29 protein-coding genes are annotated in these 24,304 nt (G+C 69.2%); 14 read left to right on the top strand and 15 right to left on the bottom strand.

The features are described 5' to 3' along the window. Positions 1-19: 19 nt before the first annotated feature. On the bottom strand, positions 20-841 hold the full coding sequence (locus tag LSF15_RS10570; protein WP_232498495.1) for an NmrA family NAD(P)-binding protein: 822 nt from the start codon (positions 839-841) through the stop codon (positions 20-22). Between the two features lie 147 nt (positions 842-988). On the opposite strand from LSF15_RS10570, the gene LSF15_RS10565 reads away from it, so the two are divergent. Continuing rightward, entirely contained in the window at positions 989-1,984 is a 996-nt protein-coding gene (locus LSF15_RS10565) for an AraC family transcriptional regulator (RefSeq protein ID WP_232498494.1), read from the top strand. A 152-nt stretch (positions 1,985-2,136) separates the two neighbouring features. Then, positions 2,137-3,729, top strand: coding sequence for an ABC-F family ATP-binding cassette domain-containing protein (locus LSF15_RS10560; protein WP_232498493.1), 1,593 nt, complete (start codon positions 2,137-2,139; stop codon positions 3,727-3,729). Positions 3,730-3,821: 92 nt separating this feature from the next. Here LSF15_RS10560 and LSF15_RS10555 read toward each other — a convergent pair whose 3' ends face one another. Then, positions 3,822-4,487, bottom strand: coding sequence for a winged helix-turn-helix transcriptional regulator (locus LSF15_RS10555; RefSeq protein ID WP_232498492.1), 666 nt, complete (start codon positions 4,485-4,487; stop codon positions 3,822-3,824). Positions 4,488-4,633: 146 nt separating this feature from the next. Here LSF15_RS10555 and LSF15_RS10550 point away from each other — a divergent pair, with 146 nt between their 5' ends. Beyond that, positions 4,634-5,614 carry an alpha/beta fold hydrolase gene (locus LSF15_RS10550; RefSeq protein WP_232498491.1) on the top strand — a complete coding sequence of 327 codons (981 nt, stop codon included), beginning with the start codon at positions 4,634-4,636 and terminating at the stop codon, positions 5,612-5,614. 76 nt (positions 5,615-5,690) lie between these two features. On the opposite strand, the gene LSF15_RS10545 is transcribed toward LSF15_RS10550, so the two are convergent. Further along, on the bottom strand, positions 5,691-6,971 hold the full coding sequence (locus LSF15_RS10545) for a glycosyltransferase (protein WP_232498490.1): 1,281 nt from the start codon (positions 6,969-6,971) through the stop codon (positions 5,691-5,693). 80 nt (positions 6,972-7,051) lie between these two features. Here LSF15_RS10545 and LSF15_RS10540 point away from each other — a divergent pair, with 80 nt between their 5' ends. After that, positions 7,052-7,519: a recombinase family protein gene (locus LSF15_RS10540; RefSeq protein ID WP_232498489.1), complete on the top strand. Its 468-nt coding sequence runs from the start codon at positions 7,052-7,054 to the stop codon at positions 7,517-7,519. A gap of 22 nt (positions 7,520-7,541) precedes the next feature. On the opposite strand, the gene LSF15_RS10535 is transcribed toward LSF15_RS10540, so the two are convergent. Beyond that, positions 7,542-8,588 (bottom strand): NADPH:quinone reductase, encoded by a 1,047-nt coding sequence (locus LSF15_RS10535; RefSeq protein ID WP_232498488.1) that lies wholly within the window; start codon positions 8,586-8,588, stop codon positions 7,542-7,544. 91 nt (positions 8,589-8,679) lie between these two features. Between LSF15_RS10535 and LSF15_RS10530 the strand changes: the two genes are divergently transcribed. Beyond that, a complete protein-coding gene (locus LSF15_RS10530) occupies positions 8,680-9,213 on the top strand; it encodes a dihydrofolate reductase family protein (protein WP_232498487.1) in 534 nt (177 codons plus the stop codon). A 20-nt stretch (positions 9,214-9,233) separates the two neighbouring features. Here the strand turns inward: LSF15_RS10530 and LSF15_RS10525 are convergent, their stop codons facing one another. From LSF15_RS10525 to LSF15_RS10510, 4 genes are all read right to left on the bottom strand, one after another. After that, positions 9,234-9,692, bottom strand: a complete 459-nt coding sequence (locus LSF15_RS10525; RefSeq protein ID WP_232498486.1) for a hypothetical protein — start codon at positions 9,690-9,692, stop codon at positions 9,234-9,236. A 126-nt stretch (positions 9,693-9,818) separates the two neighbouring features. Beyond that, positions 9,819-10,217 (bottom strand): hypothetical protein, encoded by a 399-nt coding sequence (locus tag LSF15_RS10520; protein WP_232498485.1) that lies wholly within the window; start codon positions 10,215-10,217, stop codon positions 9,819-9,821. A 78-nt stretch (positions 10,218-10,295) separates the two neighbouring features. Further along, on the bottom strand, positions 10,296-10,835 hold the full coding sequence (locus LSF15_RS10515; RefSeq protein ID WP_232498484.1) for a GNAT family N-acetyltransferase: 540 nt from the start codon (positions 10,833-10,835) through the stop codon (positions 10,296-10,298). Positions 10,836-10,908: 73 nt separating this feature from the next. Next, on the bottom strand, positions 10,909-11,493 hold the full coding sequence (locus LSF15_RS10510; protein ID WP_232498483.1) for a dihydrofolate reductase family protein: 585 nt from the start codon (positions 11,491-11,493) through the stop codon (positions 10,909-10,911). A gap of 94 nt (positions 11,494-11,587) precedes the next feature. On the opposite strand from LSF15_RS10510, the gene LSF15_RS10505 reads away from it, so the two are divergent. The 3 genes from LSF15_RS10505 to LSF15_RS10495 all read left to right on the top strand — a co-directional run bounded on the left by LSF15_RS10505 (position 11,588) and on the right by LSF15_RS10495 (position 13,713). Next, positions 11,588-12,163 carry a TetR/AcrR family transcriptional regulator gene (locus LSF15_RS10505; RefSeq protein ID WP_232498482.1) on the top strand — a complete coding sequence of 192 codons (576 nt, stop codon included), beginning with the start codon at positions 11,588-11,590 and terminating at the stop codon, positions 12,161-12,163. 120 nt (positions 12,164-12,283) lie between these two features. Then, complete coding sequence (locus LSF15_RS10500; RefSeq protein ID WP_232498481.1) at positions 12,284-13,078, top strand: SDR family NAD(P)-dependent oxidoreductase; 795 nt, start codon at positions 12,284-12,286, stop codon at positions 13,076-13,078. An 89-nt stretch (positions 13,079-13,167) separates the two neighbouring features. Next, positions 13,168-13,713 carry a pyridoxamine 5'-phosphate oxidase family protein gene (locus LSF15_RS10495; RefSeq protein ID WP_232498480.1) on the top strand — a complete coding sequence of 182 codons (546 nt, stop codon included), beginning with the start codon at positions 13,168-13,170 and terminating at the stop codon, positions 13,711-13,713. Positions 13,714-13,718: 5 nt separating this feature from the next. Here the strand turns inward: LSF15_RS10495 and LSF15_RS10490 are convergent, their stop codons facing one another. The 6 genes from LSF15_RS10490 to LSF15_RS10465 form a co-directional block, all read right to left on the bottom strand. Continuing rightward, positions 13,719-14,114 (bottom strand): hypothetical protein, encoded by a 396-nt coding sequence (locus tag LSF15_RS10490; protein WP_232498479.1) that lies wholly within the window; start codon positions 14,112-14,114, stop codon positions 13,719-13,721. A gap of 70 nt (positions 14,115-14,184) precedes the next feature. Then, the gene (locus LSF15_RS10485) at positions 14,185-14,775 is read right to left on the bottom strand and encodes a hypothetical protein (protein WP_232498478.1); all 591 of its coding nucleotides are present in this window, start codon (positions 14,773-14,775) and stop codon (positions 14,185-14,187) included. A 113-nt stretch (positions 14,776-14,888) separates the two neighbouring features. Then, on the bottom strand, positions 14,889-17,246 hold the full coding sequence (locus tag LSF15_RS10480; RefSeq protein ID WP_232498477.1) for a glycoside hydrolase family 84 protein: 2,358 nt from the start codon (positions 17,244-17,246) through the stop codon (positions 14,889-14,891). A 322-nt stretch (positions 17,247-17,568) separates the two neighbouring features. Continuing rightward, on the bottom strand, positions 17,569-17,871 hold the full coding sequence (locus tag LSF15_RS10475) for a hypothetical protein (RefSeq protein WP_232498476.1): 303 nt from the start codon (positions 17,869-17,871) through the stop codon (positions 17,569-17,571). Further along, a complete protein-coding gene (locus LSF15_RS10470) occupies positions 17,868-18,074 on the bottom strand; it encodes an NAD-dependent epimerase/dehydratase family protein (protein WP_232498475.1) in 207 nt (68 codons plus the stop codon). Before LSF15_RS10470 ends, LSF15_RS10475 begins: the two co-directional genes overlap by 4 nt. A gap of 244 nt (positions 18,075-18,318) precedes the next feature. Beyond that, complete coding sequence (locus LSF15_RS10465) at positions 18,319-19,272, bottom strand: GNAT family N-acetyltransferase (protein WP_232498474.1); 954 nt, start codon at positions 19,270-19,272, stop codon at positions 18,319-18,321. A gap of 347 nt (positions 19,273-19,619) precedes the next feature. Here LSF15_RS10465 and LSF15_RS10460 point away from each other — a divergent pair, with 347 nt between their 5' ends. The 6 genes from LSF15_RS10460 (at position 19,620) to LSF15_RS10435 (ending at position 23,537) form a co-directional block, all read left to right on the top strand. Then, positions 19,620-20,780, top strand: coding sequence for a N(5)-(carboxyethyl)ornithine synthase (locus LSF15_RS10460; RefSeq protein ID WP_232498473.1), 1,161 nt, complete (start codon positions 19,620-19,622; stop codon positions 20,778-20,780). A 150-nt stretch (positions 20,781-20,930) separates the two neighbouring features. Next, positions 20,931-21,548 carry a carboxymuconolactone decarboxylase family protein gene (locus LSF15_RS10455; RefSeq protein WP_232498472.1) on the top strand — a complete coding sequence of 206 codons (618 nt, stop codon included), beginning with the start codon at positions 20,931-20,933 and terminating at the stop codon, positions 21,546-21,548. Then, a complete protein-coding gene (locus tag LSF15_RS10450; RefSeq protein ID WP_232498471.1) occupies positions 21,545-22,420 on the top strand; it encodes an RNA polymerase sigma-70 factor in 876 nt (291 codons plus the stop codon). The genes LSF15_RS10455 and LSF15_RS10450 overlap by 4 nt, the downstream gene beginning before the upstream one ends. 99 nt (positions 22,421-22,519) lie before the next feature. Continuing rightward, entirely contained in the window at positions 22,520-22,870 is a 351-nt protein-coding gene (locus LSF15_RS10445) for a metallopeptidase family protein (protein WP_232498470.1), read from the top strand. Between the two features lie 83 nt (positions 22,871-22,953). Next, positions 22,954-23,157, top strand: a complete 204-nt coding sequence (locus LSF15_RS10440; RefSeq protein ID WP_232498469.1) for a ribbon-helix-helix protein, CopG family — start codon at positions 22,954-22,956, stop codon at positions 23,155-23,157. After that, positions 23,154-23,537, top strand: coding sequence for a type II toxin-antitoxin system death-on-curing family toxin (locus LSF15_RS10435; protein WP_232498468.1), 384 nt, complete (start codon positions 23,154-23,156; stop codon positions 23,535-23,537). The genes LSF15_RS10440 and LSF15_RS10435 overlap by 4 nt, the downstream gene beginning before the upstream one ends. A gap of 24 nt (positions 23,538-23,561) precedes the next feature. On the opposite strand, the gene LSF15_RS10430 is transcribed toward LSF15_RS10435, so the two are convergent. Then, positions 23,562-24,287: a hypothetical protein gene (locus tag LSF15_RS10430; RefSeq protein WP_232498467.1), complete on the bottom strand. Its 726-nt coding sequence runs from the start codon at positions 24,285-24,287 to the stop codon at positions 23,562-23,564. Positions 24,288-24,304 lie beyond the last annotated feature (17 nt).

Genomic DNA, 24,304 nt, shown 5'->3' with positions numbered 1-24,304 from the left:
TCGATCGAATCCCCGGACTTCAGGCCGCCCAGGCGCCCACCCGCGCGGCCTCGGTGAGCACCGTGCGAGCATCGCGGGGCGGTCGGCCAAGCGCCTCGAGCACTCCCGACGTGGGGGACTCGTTGCGTCCGTCGAACACCTCGCGGCACAGCTCGGTGAGCATCGTCGCCACTTCGGGCCCCTCGGTGGCGGCGACGGCGGCATGGAACTCGTCGAAGCTCACGGGGACGTACTGCACCTCGCGTCCGTGGATCTCGGAAAGCAGTGCCGCCACCTCGGTGAAGGTCAACGACTGCGGGCCCGTCACCTCGTGGACACGGCCCTCGTGACCGGTGCCCGTGAGCGCCTCGACGGCGACTTCCGCGATGTCGTCGATGTCGATGAAGGGCTCGCGCATGCCGCCCGCGGGCACCGCGAGCACTCCCGTGAGCACGGAGTCGCGCAGCATTCCCTCGGTGAAGTTCTGCATGAACCAGCTGGCGCGTACAACGGTCGCCGGGATACCGGAGGCGAGCACGATGTCTTCGCTGCGACGCGCGCCGTCCTCGCCCCGACCAGAGAGCAGCACGATGTGACGCACGCCCGCATCGCCCGCGATCTCGGTGAGGCGGGTGATGGCCGCCGCGGCTTCGGGTGTCGCGAGGTCGGGCACGTAGGCCGCGTAGAGGCGATCGATGCCGTCGAGGGCCTGACGCCACGCCTCCGGTCGGTCCCAGTCGAACGCGGGTGTCGTGCCGCGGGAGAGGCGGCGCACGTCGCGGCCCCGTTCCTCGAGCAGGTCGGCGACGCGTCGGCCGGTCTTTCCGGTGGCGCCGATCACGGCGATGGTTGTGGAGGTCATGTCGGATGTCCCTTCGAGTGGTGTGGTGTTCCTGTGTGTCCACCTTCACGGCATCCGTGTGGACGATCAATCGCCACACGTCCTCTTCTCTTTGCCGTCCGTCCAGATCGCAGGTGTTTCGGCAGCTCGGCATGCCACCGTGGACTCATGGTCAATCCACGTACCGGCGCCGGCGCCCAGGTTGCGTCCGGCGATCAGCTCGGCGACGGCCTGCACCTGCTGCACTTCACCGGTGCGCTGTATTGCCGCGCCGAACTCTCGGCACCCTGGGGCGTCGAATTCCCCGACCTCGACGGATACATGACGCTCCCCGTCGTGCTGTCGGGTCGGTGCGTCCTCGAGGTCGGCGATGATCGGTACCCCCTCGAAGCGGGCAGCGCCGCCCTCATCACCCGCGGCACGCCGCACCGGTTGCTGAGCACAGCAGATGCCCCGGCGACGCCGCTCTTCGAGATCCCCGTCGAGCAGCTCAGCGACACGTATGAGCACATGCGTTTCGGCGGCGGGGGCGAGCGTGCCCAGATCGCGTATGCGGCGATGCGGGTGGATGCCCCACTCACCGCACGCCTGATCGCCGAGCTCCCCGACGTGATCCGGGTTGACGCGTGGGACGACGGCGAGGCGGGCATTTTCGGGGCGGTGCTGCGGTTGCTCGCCCGCGAAGCGGAGGCGATCGAGCCCGGCGGTGAGGCGGTGATGACGAGGCTGGCCGACGTGCTCGTCATCCAGGTGCTCCGCCGCTGGCTGCGCAGCGCCGACGCAACGACCGGATGGCTCGCTGCGCTTCGCGACCCGCAGATCGGCCGCGTCATCGGCAGGATGCACGCGCATCCCGACGACGAGTGGACCCTCGTGAAGCTCGCCCGCGTGGCGAGCATGTCACGCTCGGCCTTCGCCGAGCGGTTCACGACGCTGGTCGGCGAGTCGCCCATGCGCTACCTTGCGGGCTGGCGGCTCGAGCAGGCCCGGTCGCAGCTCACGCGAACGGATGACCCGATCGCGGCGATCTCGACCCGCGTGGGCTACACCTCGGAGGCCGCCTTCAGCCGTGCATTCAAACGGCACCACGGGGTGACGCCCGGCTCAGTGCGTCAGACAGGCACTCCGGCGCGACCGCTGACGCCGCTTCGGGCCGGGCCATAGCCGAGTGGCAGCGAAGGTTCTGCTGAGAACCGCCGGGTAGAGTTGCCCCGGCCAGATCGCCGCCTGCGCCCATGACCGGTGCGATTCGCGCACACGCCGGCGCGAGGCATCCGTCTCGCCGAATCTCCATCCTCCTGAATCGAAGGACACCCGTGAGCCTGATCCGCCTGAACGACGTGAGCATGGAGTTCGACGGGCGACCGGTGCTGCGCGAGGCGTTCCTCAAGCTGCGCCGCGGCGACCGCATCGGGCTGATCGGCAAGAACGGCACGGGCAAGACGACGTTCCTCGAGTTGGTGCTCGGGCGGCGCGAGCCGACGGGCGGCACGGTCGACGTGTCGCTCGGCACCACGATCGGGTACTTCTCGCAGTTCTCCGAACTCGACGGCGAGCAGAGCACCTACGAGACGCTGAGCGCGCAGTTCGCGGCGGTGCACGAGACGCAGGCGCGGATCGACGAGATCGGTGCGCAGCTGGCCGAGCCGATGACGGATGCCGCGATGACGGCGTTGCTCGCCGAGCAGGGCGAGCTCTTCGAGCGCATGGATCATGTCGGCGGCTGGACGTACGAGAACACCATCGACACGGTGCTCACGAGCCTCGGGTTCGACGAGGAACGACGCCACCTGCCGGTCGGCCGATTGTCGGGCGGATGGCGCAACCGGGCCGCGCTCGCCCTGATCCTGGTGCAGGCGCCCGACGTGCTGCTGCTCGACGAGCCGACCAACTTCCTCGACCTCGACGGGGTGCGCTGGATCGAGGGCTGGCTGCAGGGGTTCGCCGGTGCGGTGCTCGTGGTCTCGCACGACCGGCAGTTCCTCGACGGGGTCGTCGACCGCATCGTCGAGATCGAGAACTACCGACTGCAGGAGTACGAGGGCAACTACTCGGCCTACGTGCACGCGAAGCAGTCGCGCCTGAAGATGCTCGAGCGCCAGTTCGCGCACGAGGAGGAACTGCTGGCGTACGAGCAGGCCGCGTCGGCCGCGCGCCGTGAGGCGGCACGGAATCCGTCGAACGCGGTCGCGCGTCGGCTCGCCGACATCAAGAAGCGACAGGCGCCGCGCCCGATCGACCAGATCATCACGGGCATCTACGACGGGCTGCGGGTCAGCAACGACCTGCTCACCGTGACCGGCCTGACGAAGGGCTTCAACGGCACGCCGTTGTTCGCGGGCCTCTCGTTCGACCTGCAGCGCGGCGATCGGGTGGCGGTGCTCGGCTCGAACGGGTCGGGCAAGTCCACCCTGCTCGACGTGCTGACCGGCGAGACCGAACCGGATGCCGGCACGGTGCGATGGGCGAAGGGCGTGAGGTACGTGTCGTACAACGCCGTCTATGCCGCGCTCGACCTGGATGACACCGTCGGGCACGCGGTGAACGCCTACCCCGATTCGCTCGCGTTCACGGCGACGAAGAAGAGTGTGAACCGGTTCCTCGCGATGCTGCAGTTCTCAGAGGCAGACCTTCAGCAGAAGATCGGCACCCTCTCGGGTGGGCAGCGTGCCCGGGTCGCGATCGCGCAGTGCCTGCTCTCCGGCGCCGCGGTGATCGTGCTCGACGAGCCGACGAACCACCTCGACATCACGTCGACCCAGGTGATGGAGCGGGCGCTCACGCACTTCCCCGGCGCGGTCGTCGTCGTCAGCCATGACCGGTTCTTCGTCGACAAGCTCGCCGACCGGCTGCTGGTGTTCGACGGCGGGCCGGGCGTGCGCGAGACCGCCGCCACCGGGGCGCTCTGACGACGAGTTCGGTGCCAGTGAGCTTCGTGCCGAAGTAGGGCGCCTCAGGGTCGCCCGCGCACTTCTTGCGTCCCTGCGCGCGTTCTGAGGGGTCAGGGAGCCGGTTCGGCTGCCAGATCGGGCAGCGCGAAGCGCGCCAGGAATGCCGCGGCACGCCTGCGGTCTCCGGCGATGGCGATGTCGCCCGCCGCGACGGCGTCGTTCAACGTCAACCGCCCGAACAAGACCGCGCGCACGGTCGCTTCCGTGCCCTCGATGACGAGGTCTGGATCGGCGCCGGCGGCGCGGGCGACATCGATGCCGACACCCTCGACCGACACATCGAAGGCGTCGCGCACGAGCCGCAGCCGTACACGCCCGCGGAACCCGTCTCGAGGCGCGGGCACGAACAGCGCCTTCAGTGCGAGGGCGAACGCGTCGTTGCTCATCTCGGAGTCCGGCGCCGCGGGCGTGAGCGCGCCCCAGCGCGACATCGCGACCAGCACCGGCTCGAGTGCGTTTCCGAGCGCCGTCAACTCGTACGCCTGCGTGCTCGCGGGCGGGCCGAGGACGGTGCGCCGCACGCCGCCGCCGGCCTCGAGATCGCGCAGCCGCTGGCTCAACACGTTCTGGCTGATGCCGCGGAGCCCGGAACGCAGGTCAGTGAAGCGCTTGGGCCCGAAGAGGAGCTCGCGCACCACCAGCAGGGCCCAGCGCTCGCCGATCACGTCGAGCGATCGTGCGATGCCGCAGGCATCTTCATACTTTCTCGTTGACACGGGAATAGACTACGCCACTCGCACGCTAAACTCCTACAACAGGATCAAATGATCCTGAATCAGGAGTGAAATGGCGACCATCGGCGACACCGCCGCGCTCGCGGCCTGAACCACCAACCCACCAAGAGACACCGTAAGGAAACATCATGTACACCAGCCCCGAACTCACCCGATTCCCCGTCGCCGACGGAGCCGGCTCCGTCTCGCAGGCACCCGACCTGCCCGAAGGCTTCGCCGACACGTTCACCAGCCGCTACATCGAGGCCAACGGCATCCGCCAGCATGTCGTGGTCGGTGGACAGGGCCCGGCTCTCGTGCTCGTGCACGGCTGGCCGCAGACCTGGTACGCCTGGCGGCTCCTGATGCCCAAGCTGGCGAAGCGGTTCACGGTCATCGCCCCAGACCAGCGCGGTATCGGCCTGTCCGAGCGCGCCCGGTCGGGCTATGACTCCACCACTCTCGCGGCCGACGTGATCGGCGTGGTCGACGCGCTCGGCATCGACCGGTTCGCGGTGGCCGGACACGACACCGGGTTCATCATCTCGTACGCGCTCGTCGCGGACTATGCCGACCGAGTCGATCGCGTCGCGCTCGCCGAGATCCCCGGGCCGCCCGCGCCGTCGAACACGCCGCCGCTCTTCGTGCCCTCGCACCTGAACGCCAAGCTGTGGCACATCCCGTTCAACCGTGCAGACGACCTGCCCGAGCAGCTCATCGCCGGACGCGAGGACGTGTTCTTCGGCTACGAGTTCGCCATCCAGGGCGGCGGACTGCCTACCGAGCTCATCGAGTTCTACGTCGGCCTGGTCTCCGACCCCGAATCGCTGCGCGGGAGCCTCGGCTTCTACCGCGCGTGGGACGCGACGCTCGAGCAGAACGCCGAGCGCGTGACCCGCAAGCTGATGCTGCCGGTGCTGGCCGTCGGCGGCGAGCGCAGCTACGGCGGCTTGGTCGAGCACGCCATGAGTGCGCTCGCCGATGACGTCGAGGGCGTCGTGATCGATGGCGCGGGCCACTGGCTCGCCGAGGAGGCGCCCGAGCAGCTGCTCGCATCCTTCAATCGATTCTTCGAGCCCTACCGTGCCGCGGCGACGGCTGATCTCGTCGAGGCACCCGCGGTGCGCTGATCACCGCTGATCGCACCGCAGTCGCACTCGCCGTGTCGTCGGGCTTCACGCCCGCGGCACGGCGAGTGTCGTTCGCTCAGACCCGTTCGAGCTCCTCGACCAGCGCGCCGCTCTCTGCGTCGCGGGTGATGGCCTCGCCCAGTCGCTGCGCCGATTGCCGGTACGACGGGTCGCCGAGCACGTCGGTGATCGCCATCGCGATCCGTGATGCGGGTGCCGTGCGGCGCACGGCGATGCCCGCTCCCCGTGCGGTGACCCGCACCGCGTTGTCGGCCTGGTCGCGACCGTGGTGCAGCACGACGAGCGGCACACCCGCTGCGAGCGTCTTGATGACCGTGCCGTGGCCGCCGTGCGTGACGACGAGGTCGGCCCGCGGCAGCACGAGGCGGTGCGGGGCGGATGCCACGACCGCGACGTTCGCGGGAGCGCGGATGGCGCCCGGCTCGACCGCAGGCCCGGTCGTGACGAGACCATGCACCGGAAGGCTGCCGACGGCGTCGGTGATGCGCTGCATGCAATCGACGTGGTCCTGGAACGTCGATGACATCGCCACCACGACCAGCCGCCCATCACCCGGGGGCGGCGTCCAGGTTTCGTCGGCCGCCCAAACCGGGTCGTCGAGGATGGGGCCGACGTAGCGGGCGTTGGCGGGCAGCTCGGCGGGGAAGTCGAACGCAGACGAGGTGAGCACCAACTGCCGTCTCGCGCGGCCCAGCTGGTCCCAGGTGTGCGCGAACGGCTCGAGGCCGTGCTCGGCGCGCAGCGCGTTGGTCTTCGCGAGTGCGTACCGGTCGATCAGCCCGGTGCTCGCCGCCCGGGCGAGCCGATCGCGCGTTCTTCCGAGCGGCCCGCGCGCCGGGGACATCCCGGCACCGAATGGCGGCATGCCCTTCGCCGGCAGCGGATACGCGTTCGGAATCAGGATGTCGAACGGAACCCCGCACGCCTCTGCGCCGATCATGGCGCCGAGCGCAAGTGACGACGCGACCACCAGGTCGGGCCTGATCGCATCGATCGCCGCGATCGTGTCGGCGGCCTGGCCCGGTGCCGGCCCGGTCATCAGGTACTCGGACGTCGCTCGCGCGACGCTCAGCGGCGACTTCAGCTCCCAGTCGCGCAGCTCGGGGGCCGGATTCGGCGTCGCCGGCAGGTGTGCAGCTCCGCTGCGCCGCACCTGATCGGCGATCGACTCGTCGGCGACGACCGTCACGCGGTGACCGCGCTCGACGAGGCGCCGAACGACCCCCAGCTCGGGCGGCACGGTTCCGCCCGCGTCGGTGAGCGTGAAGAGGTAGGTCCGAGGGGTTGGCGATCCCTCGGACCCGGCTGTGGTGCGCGGCGACTCGCCGTCGTCCATGTGGCCATAGTACGCAGGTCGCGCCTCGCCTCGATCGGGGAGAGGATGGAGGGTGACACGAAGGGCATGGCATGGGTGACATGACATCGGATTCAACGGGCGCGACGGCGCCGACTGCGACGGATGAACCGCGCGCCGCGCACGGCCCCGGACATCACGTCCTCGGCTGTCCCGAGTGCTTCGAGGAGTTGCAGCGCAACCGCGACTGGTGGAAGGCGCGCCCCGAGGGTGCACGCCTCGTTGGACTCGTGGTCGCGCGCGACGACATGCCGTCGGTCGCCGAGCAGCGCAACGATCTGGCCGACTTCGGCGTCGCGATCCTCGACTTCAAGCACCCGGCTCCCGAGGCGCAGGAGCCATGGGAGCAGCGGCTCGGCCGCCTGTTCGGCACGCTGCAAGCCGGCGACGTGCTCGTCGTGGCGAACGAACGCGCACTCGGCCGCGACAGCGACGAGGTCGCGCGCATGATCCGAACCCTGCGGCGGCACAACCTCGTGGTGAAGGTGCTCAGCCACGGCGCGCCGCACCTCGAGGACGCCCGCGACTGATCGCGAGCTGGTCGCGGGCCGGTCAGGCGGTCGCGACCCCGGCGTCGGGGGCGACGTCGATGAGCACCTTGCCCACGGTGCCCGCTTCGACGGCGTCGTGGGCCTCGGCCGCGCGCTCGAGCGGGAACCGGGTGAGCGGCAGCCCGGCGTGCTCGCCGACCGGAAGTGCGCCGTCGTCGAGTGCCCGCACGATGTCCGCTGCGGCGGTCGCGAGGGCCGTGTCGCCCACGGTGTAGAGCAGCAGGAACTGGTAGCGCACGTTGAGCGCGAAGTGCCGACGCACGTCGAGAGTCATCTCGGCTCCGCCGTCGGTGGCGTACACCGCGATCGAGCCGTGGTTCGCGATCACTCGGGAATTGAGCTCCGCGTTGCGGGCGGGGGAGACCTCGACCACCTGGTCGACGCCGTCGGGTGCGATCGCGCGGATCGCCTTGGCCGGGTCATCCGCTCGGTAGTTCACGACGTGGTGGGCGCCGGCCGCGGTGGCGAGGGCGGCCTTCTCGGGCGAGCTCACGGTAGTGATGACGCGCGCGCCCGACCAGCGCGCGAGCTGGATCGCCGCGTGGCCGACGGCGCCGGCACCGCCGGCGACGAGCACGGTGCGGCCGTCGAGCGCGCCGGGTGCGAGGTGCGTGGGTCCGTCCTCGTGCACGGTGAGTGCCCGGTGCGCGGTCATGGCAGGGACGCCGAGGGATGCCCCGAGGGCGAAGCTCGCGGCATCGGGCAGGTGCACGACACGTGCGGTCGGCAGCACCGTGAACTCCTGCGCCGTACCGGTGGGCCGCTCATGGGCGGCGAGGAACACCCAGACGCGATCGCCGACCTCGAAGCCCGAGACGCCGTCGCCGAGGGCGTCGATCACGCCCGCGCCGTCCTGATCGGGGACGACCTCGGGGAACGGCGTCGGCCGGCCGGTCTGCGAGCCCGCACGTGCCTTCCAGTCGGTCGGATTCACGCCCGACACGACCACGCGAACGCGCACCTCGCCGGCAGCGGGTTCGGGGACGCTGCGCTCCACAAGCTGCAGCACGGAGGAATCACCGGTCTTCGAGTACGCCATCGCTCTCATGCTGAGGGCAACGCGGGATGGGCCGTGGGTGTTCCGGGCAGCGTCACGCGAAGTGGTGACATCCAGCAGGAAACGGAGCAGGCTGGGCCGCATGGGCAAAGTGACGATCTCATTCGAAATGACGCTCGACGGGGTGTTCGACCAGATGGAGCACTGGTTCGACGTCGAGGATCCCGAACTGGTGCGCCACTCCGACGAACTCGTCTTCGGTGCCGACGCGGTGCTGGTCGGTCGGAGGGCGTACGAGTTCTTCCGCGAGTACTGGCCGGCGCAGACCGATGACCGCGGCTTCGCCGAGCACTACAACGCGCTGCCCAAGTACGTCGCCTCGACGACGCTGACGGGCCCGCTCGACTGGAACGCGACGCTCATCGAGGGCGACGTCGTCGAGACGGTGCGGCGCCTGCGCGACCAGTACGGGTCGATCATCTCGCACGGCTACGGCCAGTTGGCCGCGACGCTCGTCGACGCCGGGCTGGTCGACGAGGTGCACGCGGGCATCCACCCGTTCATCGTGGGCAACGCCGACGATCGGCTGAGCACGCCGCACCCCGTCGGGTTGCGACTGCTCGACGCGCAGACGTTCGACTCGGGCATCATCGCCGCCCGGTACGCGCCGGCGTAGCAGCCGGGCTTCGACGAGCGCTACGCGCTGCCGTCGCGTGGCCGGGCGCGGTCGACGAGCAGGCGGACACCGAGTCGCGCGACCATGAGCACGATGATCAGCAGCGTGACCGAGAAGAACCCGCCGAGCTGCACGGCGTCGCCGAACACGAGGTCGGTGATCCACAGGATGAGGAACTTGCTGCCGGCGCCGAGCAGCAGCAGCAGCGCGGCGTTCAGCGTCTTGCGCGCGGGAGTTCGCGACGCGCGCACCCGATCGAGAATGCGCGTCTTGAGCACCGCGATGACCTCGAGGGCGAGCTTGAACAGCACGGCGGTCAGCAGCGAGACGACGAACGACTCGGTGATGACGTTCGGGAGGAACTGCGTGAACAGCCCGAGCACGACGAGGTAGACGAAGACATCGACGACGTCGACGGCACGTAGGCGCACTGGTCGCTCCTCGATCTCTGCGGCCGATGCGCCGATCTGCGGGAGCAACGGTGCTCGCAGGTTACACCCGGTGTTCGCGCGGCCCGGTCTCGAGGATGGCGGCTGGGCCATCAGGGGGCGCCATTACGTTTTCGTCGTCACAGTGCGGCATTGCATTTTCGTAGCAACGCCGCCTCAGTCGGACAAGCGCGCGCTGACGACGCGGATCGTATCGCCGTCGACGCGGACGACGCAGCGGACCTGGGCGTGATCGACGTGGCCCGAGTCATCGACGGAGGACACGGTGCCCGACACGCGCTGGGCGCCGTCTGCCTCGGCGATCTGGAACGACCGGGATACATCGACATCGGAGTGCCCGCGCGTTTCGAGCTTGGCCTCGACGGCCGACCGGCACATCGATTCCACCGTCGCGGGTGGTTGCGCCTCCGCTGCCATGGCGCTCACGACCACGGCCGCGCCGCCCACGAGGACGACGGCCGGCACCACGATGCGCGCCCACAGCGGTGTTCGCGCGATCCAACTCGATTGCGTTGCAGGCGGCTCGGTGGCGAGTTCGTCGGTTTCAGGTGACATGGCAGCACGGTAGGCCGCTCGGGTCGGCACGGCATCCGTGCGCTGCACGGATCCTCGGGTCGCACCGCTGGGCGGGCGCTACCTCACTCGCCCCGGTGAGGCATCGCTCGGCACCCGGTACTTGAAGCCGACGTGCGAGCCGGAGAACCCGAGGCGCTCGTAGAAGCGGTGGGCGTCGGCGCGGGCGGCGTCGGAGGTGAGTTGCACGAGGGGCGAGCCGAGCGCCGGTGCTGCGACATCCGTGACCCAGCGCATCATGGCGCCGCCGATGCCCGACGAGCGTGCATCGCTGCGCACCCGCACGGCCTCGACCTGGAGGCGTGTGGCACCGCGCCGCGCCATGCCGGGAATGCGCGTGAGCTGGAAGGTGCCGACGAGTCGGCCGGTCGGGTCGGCTGCCACGAGCAGGTCGTTGCTCGAATCCCCGATGATCTGCTCGAGCGCGTCGCGGTAGGCGAGCCGATCGTTCGGCGCCGCGACGTCGCCACGCGAGGCGCTGACCGGGTCGTCGGCCAACAGCGCCATGAGCGGGTCGAGGTCTTCGGATGTCGCGCGCCGGAGAACCATCTGGCTCGAGGTGGCGACGAGGACGACTGGCAGGTCGAGTTCGCGGAGCATTCCTCCAGTGTCCCAGCGAGTGACGACGTCTTCGTTGACGTCGGCTGATCAGGCAGCCGCTTCGCTCAGATCATCAGGCCGCGTACGGCGTGCGCGAGTACCACTCCACGACGTTGCCGCCCTCGAACGAGCGCACCGCATCGAGCGCGAAGACGGTAGGCGAGAAGTCGGGGCCGAACGCCGGCAGCCCGTCGCCAGCAACCACGGGGTACCGCTTGATGACGAGTTCGTCGATCTCGTCGAGCAACTGGCCGGCGAGGCGTCCGCCGCCCGCAAGGTAGATGTCGAGCGGTGAGTCCTCGGCCTTGAGGGCACGAACGGCCTCGACCGGGTCATCCGCGATCATCGTGACCGCGGCATCGGTCTGCTCGAGGCTGCCGGAGACGACGTACTGGCGCAGGTGCGAGTACGGCGAGGTGATGCCGAGCTGCAGCGCGGGGTCGTAGGTGCGGCGCCCCATGACGATGGTGTCGAATCGCGTGAGCGGGGCATCCGCGATGCCGAGCTGCATGCGTCCGTGGGAGGGCAGGGCGTCGCCGTAGTCGGCCACCATCCACGCCATGTACTCGTCGGAGCCGGGGAAGAAGTCGACCTCGTCGTCGGGGCCGGCGATGAAGCCGTCGATCGAGAGTGAGATGTAGTAGCTGAGCTTTCGCATACGTCCTTCAAGGTTCAGTCGTCAGGCTCAACCACTATACGCATAGTTGTTACGATGGCAACAGGGTGCGGTGGAGTGCGGGAGGAGACGGCTGATGGTTCGGAACGCCGAGCGGCGACGGCAGCTGCTGGATGCTGCGGTGGAGGTGATCGCCGGCCAGGGGAGCCGCGGGCTTACGTTCGGCGCGGTCGATCGCGCGGCCGGCGCGCCCACTGGAACGGGGTCGAACTACTTCGCGTCTCGCGACCAGCTCGTCGACGAGCTCGCTGCGCACGTGTTCGAGCGGCTCACGCCCGACCCGGTCGAGGTCGCGAAGCGGATGAGTCCCGCCCATACGCGGGAGACCGAGCGAGACCTCATGCTGTGGCTCGTCGAGCGTGCGATGGCCGACCGGGCGGCGCACCTGGCGCTGTTCGAGTTGCGGCTCGAGGCAACGCGCAATCCGCGGCTCGCGCCCGCCGTCACGCGGCATTTCGCGGGGAACCTGGCCATCGCGACCACCGATCATGTCGACGGCGGATTCCCTGGGGATCGCACGACCGCGTTGGTGCTCTACCTCGCCATGAGCGGGCTGCTCCTCGAGCACCTCACCATGCCGGGTCTGCTCGGGGAGGATGCGGTGAAGCGGGTCGTGGATCAGGTGGTCGCCGCGGTCGTGCCTGCCGAGTGACGACACCTGACGCGCAAATATGTGCAACCTATGAGTTGCAGTTTGCCCGGCGATATGCAACCATAAGGTTGCAAGACTCCGGAGTGGGAAACGAACGATGACAGGAATCGAGGCGACGTGATGCTGCTCGAGAACCAGGTGGCCGTGATCCACGGCGGTGGCGGTTCGATCGGAGGCGCGGCAGCGCGGGTGTTCGCCCGCGAGGGCGCACGGCTGTTCCTCGCGGGCAGGAGCCTGCCGCGACTCGAGGCGGCGGCATCCGTCGCCCGGGACGAGGGGGCGGACGTCTCCATCGCCGTCGTCGACGCGATGGACCAGGACGCGGTCGACCGGCATGTCGACGAAGTGGTTGATGCCGCGGGCCGCATCGACATCGCCCTGAACACCGTCGGATTCGACCATGTGCAGGGCCTCCCGATCGCCGAGACCTCGCTCGAGGACTACCTGCACCCCGTGGTCGGGTACCTGCAGACGAACTTCGTCACCGCGAAGGCCGTGTCGCGGCACATGATCGCGCAGGGGAGCGGCGTGATCCTCACGATCTCGACGCCCGGCGCGCGGCTCACCGGTCGCGGGCTCATCGGCAACGCAGCTCAGTCGGCGGCACTCGAGGGGTTCTCGCGGGCGCTCGCCGGCGAACTCGGGCCCGACGGGGTTCGGGTGGTCTGCGTGCGTCCGCACGCGATGTCGGATGCCCTCGCGACTTCGTACACCGGCGAGATGTTCGGCCGCATCGCCGACGCCGGCGGTATCCCGATGGATCAGTGGATGAACGGCTTGGTGGGCATGACCCTGCTCGGCCGACTGCCGGTGCTCGACGAGGTCGCGGAATACCTCGCATTCGCGGCATCCGATCGTGCCCGCTCGATCACCGGGGCGATCGCGAACCTGTCGGCCGGCGCGCTCGTCGACTGAGGCGGGGCCGTCGGGCTCGGGCCCCGATCCTCGCCTTCGGCGAGCGGTGACCGTCACGACGTCGTTTCACCGCGTTCTAGTCTTCAAGCATGGGCAAACTCTTCGACTCCATTGACGACAGGTTGCAGGCATGGATCGAGGCGCAGCCCATGTGGTTCGTCGCGACCGCCCCGCTCGACGCCGAAGGTCACGTGAACGTATCGCCCCGTGGGCACGACTCGTTCTCGGTTCTCGACGGTCACCGCGTCGCCTGGGTCGACTACACGGGCAGCGGAGTCGAGACGATCGCCCACCTTCGGGAGAACGGGCGAGTCTGCCTGATGTTCTGCTCGTTCGACAGCCGCCCGCGAATCGTGCGATTGCACGGGACGGGAACCGTCTCACTGCCCGGTGACGCAGCGTTCGAAGAGGTCGTCGCGCTCCACCCCGACCACCCGAGTACCCGTGCCGTCATCACCGTGGACGTGACCAGGATCAGCGACTCGTGCGGCTGGGGCGTCCCCATCATGGAGATGATCGGCGAGCGCGAGCTTCTGCGCCTGCAAGCCGAGAAGAAGGGTGTCGAGGGCATGGCCGAGTATCGCGTGGAGAAGAACACGCGGAGCGTTGACGGCCTCCCCGGGCTCGCCGGCTGAACCCGCTACATCATCGACTGCAGCAGCTGCGTGGCCCGCTGGTTGTCGGTCGTCGCAAGGACGACGCGGTTCCTGGCGGCCACGTAGGCGAGCGTGATGTTGATTCCGGCGTCGGCGAGCGCGCGCGCCATCGCACCGAAGATGCCCGGCGTGTCGATTTGAGGATCGGGCAACGCTGGGCTGACGAGGACGTCGGTCTCTGCCTCGACCGTGATGCCGGCGCCCTCGAGCGCCGCCTTGGCGCCCGCGACGTCTTCGACGAGCACGTGGACGGCGCCACTTCCGCCCTCCATGATCGCGCAGAAGCCCTCGATGTTGACGCCCGCGTTGCCGAGTGCCTCGCCGAGTCGAGCCCCTTCGCCTGGCTGGTCCTGCAGCGTGACCAAGAGATCCTTCGCCATGACGGCACCTCCTACTCGGATGTCTCAGGTCTACGCCCGCGCCCGCGGCGCGTCAACGCCGTTCAGTGAGTCAGGCCGGGTCGATCCGCAGCACCGGCGCCGACTCGCCGATGGTGAGGTCGTCGATGACCCGGATGCCGCGCGCGAGATCGTCGATGGCGCCGATGACGGTGCCGAACCGCTCGCGGTCGCTGCACACCGCCGTCACGCTCACGAAGTGCGTGCCGAGATCCCATGTATATGTGGCGAACGGCGGGCGACCGCCCGGCGGAAGCGGCATGGCGAGCTTCTCGCCCATGCCGAGGTAGGTGCCACGGAACTCCTCGGTGTCGTCGTACTCGATCGGCATGGATGCCCGGGCGACCCGCAACTGCGGGGTCGCGGCCTGCACCTGCGCCATCGCCACGACCAACTCGGGGTCGGCCTTCCAGACCCACACGAGGACCCGGCCGGCCGCCTTGCGCATGAGGAACGGAACGGCCTGACTCATCGCCCAGGCGGTGAAGCCGCCGCCCGCGCCGGACGGCGCCGCGTCGGGCCCCTTGGCCTGAGCGAGCAGCATCCCGATCGCCGCCTTGCGGTGGCGGCGACCGCGGAACCCGAGGGAGTCCGTGACGGGTACCCACTTCGATCGATCGGGCTCAGCGTGGAGTCGGGGCACGCTCCCAGCCTACGAGTCGGCGCCGGATCGCGCGGTTGATGCCCGCGCACCGAGACGGGTGCCCTCCCGCTCTGCACGAGCGGGAGGGCACCCGGGTCACCGAGCGGCGGTGATCACTCCGCCGCGTAGACGCCGAGCTCCCAGATGGAGTAGCCCCACGTCGTCTTGCGGTCGATGCCCTGCATGCGCACGTACTGCACCGGGTCGCCGGCGTCGAAGGTGAACAGGTCGAGCGCGCAGGTCGAGTCGTCGACCGTGCGGATCGTCGTCCACGTGACGCCGTCGTTCGAGGTCTGCAGCGCGTATTCGTTCGCGCAGGCGGACTCCCAGTTGATCGTGATGCCGCGCACGACGGTCGGCTCGGCGAGCTTCACCTGCACCCACGAGTTGTCGCTGTATCCAGACGCCCAACGGGTCGACAGGTTGTCGTCGTTGACGTTCTTGGTGCCGAACTGGGGCACCTCGACGCTCGACGCGGTCGCCGTGCCCTGCGGCGCGACGTTCACGACGTCACCCGCCTCCCACATCGCGAGCGTGAACCCGATACGACCGTGGAAGAGGTCGAGCACACCGTCGGCGATGCGCACCTTCGCCTTGCCCCAGCTGTTGTCGGCCGGGTCGACGACGATCGCGGTGGCCTGCGCCGCCGTCGACTTGGCCGCCGCCGCGAGCTCTGCCGAGGTCGCGGCGTCGCCGTCGATCCGCGCCTGCACGGCGTCGAGCAGCTGCACGGTCGCCTGACCCCACAGCGTCGTCGCATCGAGCCACGGGCTCGCGTCGGTGAGGAACGCCGGGTCGGTCGGGCCGCTGCGGATCGCCTCGGGGGCGGCGGCGATGGCCTGGGCGTACTCGCGGAGGTCGGCGACGGCCTCGGCCTTGTGGCCGGCATCCCAGCGCTCCCAGAACTCGGCCATGCGGGCCGAGAGCTCGGGCGACTGCGGCTGCCACGGCGCCCCGAAGCTCGGGGCGAGGTGGTTGAGGTCGGCGAAGACGCGCAGCGCAGCGGTCGTCGGGACATCCTCATTCGCGACGTATCGAAGCGCCTGCGACCAGTTGGCGCGCGCGTCGTACGCTTCGTCGTTCCAGGTGAAGTCGGCGACGCCGAAGATCGCGATCTTGCTGGCCGCGGCCTGGTTCATCGGGTTCGAGACGATGCCCGAGAGGTACTCGCCGAGGCCCGCTTCGCGCTTGTCGTACGGCGCGAGCAGCAGGCGACCCGAGGTCTGGCCGTAGTCGTTCACGGGGTAGTTGTCCCACAGGAAGGTCGGCCCGCCGAAGACGGTCGCGGCCTTCTTCGCCTGGTCGACGGTCACCGACTGCGGCACGACGCCCTCACCGGTCCACATCACGACGATGTCCTCGTCCATGCCGCGCAGCGCGGTCTTGTAGCCCGAATCGGTCGTGTTGTAGTACTCGGTGGGCACCATCTGCAGTGGGTACGCGCCCTCGTGCGTCTCGATGAACTCACGCTGCACCCGGTCGAGGAAGGTCGCCTGCGCGATGCCCGCTGTGCGTGCGCTCGGGGCACCGAACGCGGTGCGGTCGCCGTCGCAGTGCCACCGGCCGTAGTCGATGTCGTCGAGCGGGATGTTGAAGGCCCGCACGCCGAGGTCGTACATCTGCTGCAGCTTCGAGGTGAGCGCCTGGTAGTCGGCGTCGCTCGAGTAGCAGACGGTGTTGCCGGGGGAGAGGGCGAAGGTGAAGCGCACGTGGTTCGCCGTCGCGGTCGTCACGAGGTCGCCGAGTTCGGCGAGCTTGTCGGCGGGGTAGGGCTCCCGCCAGCGGTCTCGGTGGTACGGGTCGTCCTTCGGCGCGTAGATGTAGGTGTTCGCCTTGACGTCGCCGTAGAACTCGAGCTGGTCGAGGCGCTCTTCATGGGTCCACGGGTTGCCGTAGAAGCCCTCGATCGTGCCGCGCAGCGGCATCGACGGGTAGTCGCTGACCGAGGCGCCCGCGATGCGGTAGCCGCCGTCGTCCTTGGGCACGAACAGCTGGTCGAGGGTCTTGACGGCGTAGTACTGGCCGGCGCCGTCGACGCCGCCGAGCGCGATCGTGCCGAGCGGCCCCTTCGATGCGTCGGCCCGCAGCGCGTAGCCCTCGGCATGATCCGGGACATCCGTCTCGCCGAGCGCCGCGGCGATGTCGGCCCGCGACACCGCACCCAGATTGATGGTGAGCGGCGCGGTGCCCGTCGCCGTGGCGTGCTCGTCGATGCGGTCGACGCCATGCTCGCCCAGGGTCTCGCGCAGCTCGGCGAGGGCCGCCGCATCGGTGCCGTCGTCGACGACGATCTCGACCCGGCTCGGCACGTTGATGTCGCCGCCGGCGCGGTCGATCGACTGCGGGGTCGGGCTCACCGTCGGGAGCGGTCCCGTCGGCGGGGCCGCGGCTGCCGGCAGGGGCACGAGCACCCCCGCCAGGGCGACGGCGCAGACTCCCGCCGTCGCGAGCGTCCTACGAATTGATTGCATCATTGCCTCCAACGTCTCGACGATCCTGTGCATCTCTGTTCGTCGCCTGAGCAGCGGGGTTCTCGTCGTCACGCCGACGGCGCGCAGCACAGCACATCGGCGGTAGGGCGCGCAGACGGAGCCGGAGTCCAGCGGTCGACTCAGACCGCGGCACTCGCGCGACGGGGACATCCCGCGCCTTCAGGCCCACTTTAGTAACTCAGTAAACTAAGTCGTTTCTCGAACCTAGGTGATCGCCGCGAGAGGCGTCAAGTGGTCGTCCCGAATTCGGCCGATACCGCGGGCACGGCGCCGGCTCCGCCGCTCCCCGAAGCCGCTGGGCTCATGCGTTCACGCGCAGCCGGCCACGCAGGAACGGGAGCGCCGGCGCCCGGTACACGAGGGCGGGCGGATGCCGCGGCTCGAGCGCGAACTCGGCTTCGCCGAATCGCCACACCCGGTTGAACAGGAACACCCCGACGACCACCGTCTCGTCGGCCGGCACCTTCCAAGTCCCGATGCCCCATTGGGCGGGCTGACCTCGCCCGCCGATGACGAGCGTCGGCCTGACCCGCCAGTAGAGCGCGAACCAAGGCTTGTGCAGGGTGAACTCGATGCGACGCGTCGGCCGCAGGTCAGGGCTCATCGTGTGTCGCCGCTGATGTTGATGCCAGCGCAGTGCGCGACGACCTCGCATCCCTCGAACGATCGCGCGAGCGCGTCGACGTCGCCGGCGTCGACGCCGGTGCGGCGAGAGATGACGACGGATGCATCGGGCCCGAGCCGTTCGGCCAGGTGGCGGCCGACGAAGCCGGTGCCGCCGGTGATCGCGGTGCGGGGGTGGGTCACGTCGTGAGTCTAGGCTGCGGTCGCGCCGCACCATCGCAGCAGGTCGGTCGGCATCGAGAGGTACCAGCGGTACGGCGGTGGACCGAGCTCATCGAGGGGCGTGGGGCCGGCGAGCCGGCAGCCTGACGCGCGCGCGGACGGCCGCGCTCAGCGGCTGACGCGCAGGTCACGCCGCCCGAACCCACCGGGCTCGGGCGGTGCGGTCGCTACATCATCGACTGCGCTCGCGGCGCGTCAACGCGATTCAGACGGCCGGTGTGTCCCACGCGAGGTTGATGATCCGTTCGAAAGCGTCGTAGCCCGCTCGCGCGAACGCCGCGGCCATCGGCACGTTGCCCACGTCGGTCGCCGCGCGGATGTGCGGTGCACCGGCCTCGGCGAGCACGCGCGTGCCTTCGGCGAGGATGCCGTCGATCCAGCCGTTGCCGCGGTGCTCGGGCAGCACTCCGATGTAGGCGATGATGTGGTTGTAGCTGTTGCGAGCGGGAATCACGAAGCCGACAGGCTTGCCCGACTCGTCTGCCGCGACTCGCCACCAGCCCCGGGGGGTCGTGTAGTGGGCGAACTCCTCCTCGAACTGGCGCTCGGCGACCTCGCGCGGGGTGGCGCCTTCGAGGTCTTCGCGACTATGCGCGTCGAGCGTGCCGTCGAGCACCCGGGTCGTGAGCGCGAGAACTTCCTCGTCTGACGCGAAGTCGCGGAACGAGAGGCGAGGGTCGGCCGCTGAGATGCCTGACGCCGGAGTCCACTCGAGCCGCAGACGCTCGACGACGAAGCGGGCGCCGGCCTCCTCGAGCAGCGCGATGCGCAGTTCGGTGCCGTGTCGCGAGACATCCTGCTCTCGCCAGTCGGCTGGGAGGTAGCGGGCGACCTCGGGGGCGGTCGCGAGCGTGTCGAGCACCTCGGCCTGTGCGGCGCGGAGCAGCGCCGTGCCGACGGCGCGTTGTTCGTCGTCGGCGAGAGCATCATCGAAGTCGAAGATGTCGAGTTGCGCCGGCTCTGCGGCATCCGCTGGGCTCCAGAGCGCGAGCCGCCCGAGCAAGCGCCTGTCGCGAACGGCGAGCCACGTCCATTCCGGCCGGCGTCGTCGCCCCGCGAGGTCGTCGGCGACCTCGTGGTTCAGCGCGTAGGGAATCGCGTTGAAGAAGTCGACCTCATCGATGCTGGCGAGGTGGCGCAGCTCGAAGGTGCCGGTCATCGGGCGCCCCCCTGGGAGGCGTGAACGGCGGTGGAACTGCCGATGGAAGGGGAGATGAGGCAGATGAGCTTACGCATGCGTCCTTCGTGGTCGGCGTCGTTGGCCTCACCACGATAGTCGTCCGGCGAGACTGGTTCGGAGGTAGGTGCCGCGGAACTCCTCGGTGTCGTCGTACTCGGTCGGCATCGATGCCCGCGCGACCCGCAACTGCGGTGCTCACGTGCCGTACGCTCAGTGAAGGACGCCGGTTCGACGGACGGCGGCTCACCCGTGGTCCACATCCGCCTGGCGGAAGTCGGTGAGCGAGCTCCGAGCCGATCCCGGCAGCCGCACAACTGGAGGCCACGATGAACACGCCGACCCCTTCACTGCTCAGACTCGGTGTGATGGTCACTTCGCGCAAGACCGACGAGAAGCGACTGCCGATACATCCCTCCCACCTCGAGCGGATCGACGCCGACGTGCGGGCGAACATGATGCTCGAGCGCGGCTACGGCGAGCGTTTCGGCATCTCCGACGCGCAGCTCGTTCCGCTGGTCGGCGCGGTCGCCTCGCGCGAGGCCATCATCGCCGAGGCCGACGTCATCACGCTGCCGAAGCCGCTCGCAACGGACCTCGCCGAATTCCGCGATGGGCAGGTGCTGTGGGGCTGGCCGCACTGCGTTCAGGACCGGGAAATGACGCAACACGCGATCGACAAGGGCCTCACGCTCATCGCGTGGGAGGCCATGAACCACTGGAAGGCCGACGGCGGCTTCGGGCTGCACGTGTTCCACAAGAACAACGAGATCGCCGGCTACTGCTCGGTGCTCCACGCCCTGCAACTGTGCGGCGCGACAGGCGACTACGGTCGGCGGCTCAACGCGGTGGTCATCGGTTTCGGCGCGACCGCGCGCGGCGCGGTCACGGTGTTGAACGCCCACGGCATCCATGATGTGCAGGTGCTGACGAACCGCGACACGGCGGCCGTGGGCTCGCCGATCCCCTCGATCGACATCATCCAGTTCGAACATGACCCCGACGCCCCGTTCGCGAGCACCGTCAACACCGAGGAAGGGCCGATCCCGCTGGCCCCCTTCCTCGCTGCGCACGACATCGTCGTCAACTGCACCCTGCAGGATCCGAACGCACCGCTCACCTACCTCCGCACCGAGGATGTCGGTGCCTTTCGCCCCGGCAGCCTCATCGTCGATGTCTCAATCGACGCGGGCATGGGATTCGAATGGGCGCGGCCCACGTCGTTCGCCGACCCGATGTTCACGGTCGGCGATTCGATCAATTATTACGCCGTCGACCACAGCCCGTCGTACCTCTGGAATTCCGCCACCTGGGAGATCAGCGAGGCCCTGTTGCCGTTCATCCGCACTGTGATGGAGGGCCCGGGGGCGTGGGCCGCGTCGGACACCATCAGCCGCGCGACCGAGATCGAACGCGGCCGCATCCGTAACGAGGCGATCCTGCAGTTCCAGGGGCGCTCGGCCGAGTACCCGTATCCTCCGCTCGCCTGACATACGTCGTGCGGCGTTGAGTCGCGGCAGTTCGAGGTCGGCGATTCATCCGATCGCCGCGATGTCACAACCGCGCGACGCCCGGTGTCTGCATGTCGACGGGTCATCCGGAAACCGAACCCGGGCCGTCGACGATCGCAGGAGGACATGATGACCACCCAGACGCGCATCCCGCCCACCGAGCTCACCGGAATCTTCGGAACGGTCGTGAAGGTCGCCGCCCGCCGGATGGTCGGCCGCGTGCCCGAGTCGATGGGCGTGCTCGCGCACCACCCCGCCCTGATGCGGGCGTCGATGGGCATCGGCCGCAAGATCGAGGGCATGCACGAACTCGACCGCACTCTCGCGTCGTACGCCGTGATGGCGACGGCGGCGTTCGTCGGCTGCAGTTGGTGCCTCGACTTCAACTATTACAAGTCGCACAACGAGGGGCTCGACGAAGAGAAGGCGCGGCAGGTGCCGAACTGGCGCGAGGCACGCGTGTTCACGCCTCTCGAACGCCACGTCATGGAGTACGCGGAAGCGATGAGCCAGACCCCGCCGGCCGTCACCGACGAGCTGTCGGCTGCGCTGCTCGATGAACTCGGTCCGGCCGCCCTCATCGAGCTCACCGCCAAGGTCGCGTTCATGAACATGAGCTCGCGCATGAACGTGGCGCTCGGCATCCATTCCGAGGGTTATGCCGATGCGTGCGAGTTGCCGCCGCTCGTCACCCGGGCGTCTGCGACGGCGGATGCCGCTGCCGAGGTCGTAGGCTCGGCGTCATGACCGACGACCCGTTCGTCACCCACCGCGGCCTGCTCTTCACGGTCGCGTACGAGATGCTCGGCTCCGCGGCCGACGCCGAGGACGTGCTGCAGGAGTCTTGGCTGCGCTGGGACCAGGCCGACCGCAGCGAGGTGCGCGATCCGCGCGCGTACCTCGTGCGCGTCGTGACCCGGCAGGCGCTCAACCACTTGCGGGCCATGGCGCGGCGGCGCGAGACGTACGTGGGGGAGTGGCTGCCCGAGCCGCTGCTCACGAGTCCCGATGTCGCCGACGACGTCGAGCTCGCCGACAGCGTCTCGATCGCGATGCTGACCGTGCTCGAGACGCTCGGCCCCACCGAGCGTGCCGTGTTCGTGCTGCGCGAGGTGTTCGACGTGCCGTACGACGAGATCGCGGCGGCCGTCGACAAGTCGCAGGCGGCCGTGCGGCAGATCGCCCACCGCGCGAAGGAGCACATCGCCGCCCGGCGACCGCGTGTCACGGTAGACCGCGCCGAGCAGGAGGCGGTCGTCGCGAGGTTCATCACGGCGGTCAACTCGGGCGACCTGCAGGGGCTGATGGATGTGCTCGCACCCGACGTGGTCTCCGTCGCCGACGGCGGCGGATTCGTGCGCGGTGCCGCACGGCGCCCGATCCTCGGCGCCGACAAGATCGCCCGCTACCTGCTGGGCGGACTCGCGAAGCTCGGCGTGCCGTTCGAGGCGAGGCCGACGTGGGTGAACGGCCATCCGGCGATCCGCGGCGAGGTCGACGGCGAGCTGGCCGGTGCGGTCTGCTTCGAGATCGAAGGCGGACGGATCACGCGGATCTTCTCGATCGCCAATCCGAACAAGCTCGGTCGGCTCGACGAGGCGACGGAGTTGGTGCGGTAGCCCCGTCGTCGGTCGAGTAGCGCCGACGCGAAGCGGCGACGCGTATCGAGACCCGTCGGCGCCCGGATATCGGCTCGAATCAGGGGGCACAATTGGGTCATGGTCGAGATCTCCGAGGACGCCTTCGAGCGCATGGTCGCCGAGGTGTTCGACGCGCTGCCCGACGACATGGTGGGTGGGCTCGAGAACGTCGGGATCGTCGTCGAGAACCAACCGGTGGGGGAGCGGCCGCGGCTGTTCGGGCTGTACCGCGGGCATCCGCTGACCACGCGCGGGGTCTACGGCTTCGGTGAGCTCCCCGACCGCATCACGCTGTACAAGAACAACCTGCAGGAGCACTGCGCCGACCTCGACGCGCTGCGTTCGCGGGTGCGCATCACGCTCGTGCACGAGATCGGTCACTACTTCGGACTCGACGACGTGCGGCTGCGGGAGCTCGGCTGGGCATAGGGCGCCGCGCTGCGCTGACCGCGACGGTAGGTATCGACGTGATACCACGACGGTACAATGGGTGTCGACGGAAGGAAGCTGCCATGGCCATGACGCTTCGGCTCGACGCCGATCACGACCGCCTGCTCGAGGCGCTCGCCGCGAAGTACGGGCGCTCGAAGACCGAGGTCATCGAGATCGCGCTCGACGAGCTCGCCGCTCGCGCCGACAAGTCGGCTCGCACTCGCGCCGCATTCGATCGGGTTCGGACCCGAGATGCCGACCTGCTCGACCGCCTCGCCCAGTGACGGAGTTTCTCGATCCCGAGGACGTGGAAGCCCTTCTCGATGAGGAGGGCTTCCACTGCAAAGACGGCGCACGCGGTCGCAACCTGCTGCTCTCGGCGCTCGCCGCACCGATGCCGGTCTTCGGCGAAGACGTGCATCCGACGCTCGACGAGAAGGCGGCGGTGCTGCTCCTGGCGGTGATGCGCAATCATGCGCTCGCCGACGGCAACAAGCGCCTTGCGTGGTTGGTGACGGCCGCGTTCCTCGAGCTCAACAGCGTTGACCTGGTCGTCGACGACGTCGAAGGAGCTGATCGTTTCCTTCGCTCGGTCGCATCGGGCGACGTCGAGCTGGGAGACGTTGCTGAGTGGGTTCGAGAACGGATGCATCCGCTCGCGTAGCTCGAGGACGACGGATGCCGCTCGCTACACGTGTCCGATGCCGAAGTTCCACGGCGCGAACACCGTGTTCGACGCGCCTTCCCACTCCCACGTGTTGACCGCGACCGAATAGGCGTTCTCGTACTCGGAGTACGACTGCTGCTCGCCGATCGGCTCGCCGGTCTCGACCCGCACCTGGTCGTTGCCGTTGCCGTACCACGGCTCGCCCAACTCGGCGGCGAGCGCCTTCGCATCGCCGCCCGGCTGGAATCCGTTCACCGTGCGCACGGCCACGCCGTCGCCAACGGTCGGCGCTCGGAAGAGCACGCTCACGTTCATGTCGACCTCGCCGTAGATCGCGCCGCCTTCGGTGGGGACGTCGACTTCGTGATCGTCCGACACCCGCACACCATCCCAGTCGTAGTGGGTTCTCGGCGGGGTTTCCAGGCTCGCACCGTGCTCGCTCAGTGTGGGTTCTGCGCCGAGCACCGTCGACAGCGTGCTGACGAACTCGGCGCCCTCAGCGTCGTAGGAGAGCGTCGTGATGACCGCCCCGGCGGCGTCGAGGAGGTCGAGGTGCTCGGGGCGAACGACGATTGCCGAGACCGTGGTGAGCGGGTCGACCGGCTCGGGAGTCGGCGTCGGAGTCGACGATGCGACCGTCTCGGGCGACGGTGTGGGCGCCGGGGCCGTGCTGAACGTGCATCCCGACAGGGCAAGAGCGGCGGCGACCGACACGATGATGGCGGAGCGGCGGGTGGCGACGTTCATGGGGCTCCACTTCGAGC

The sequence above is a fragment of the Agromyces humatus genome (assembly GCF_021228295.1).
GTDB lineage: Bacteria > Actinomycetota > Actinomycetes > Actinomycetales > Microbacteriaceae > Agromyces > Agromyces humatus.
This window is presented reverse-complemented; position numbering and strand designations above follow the sequence as displayed.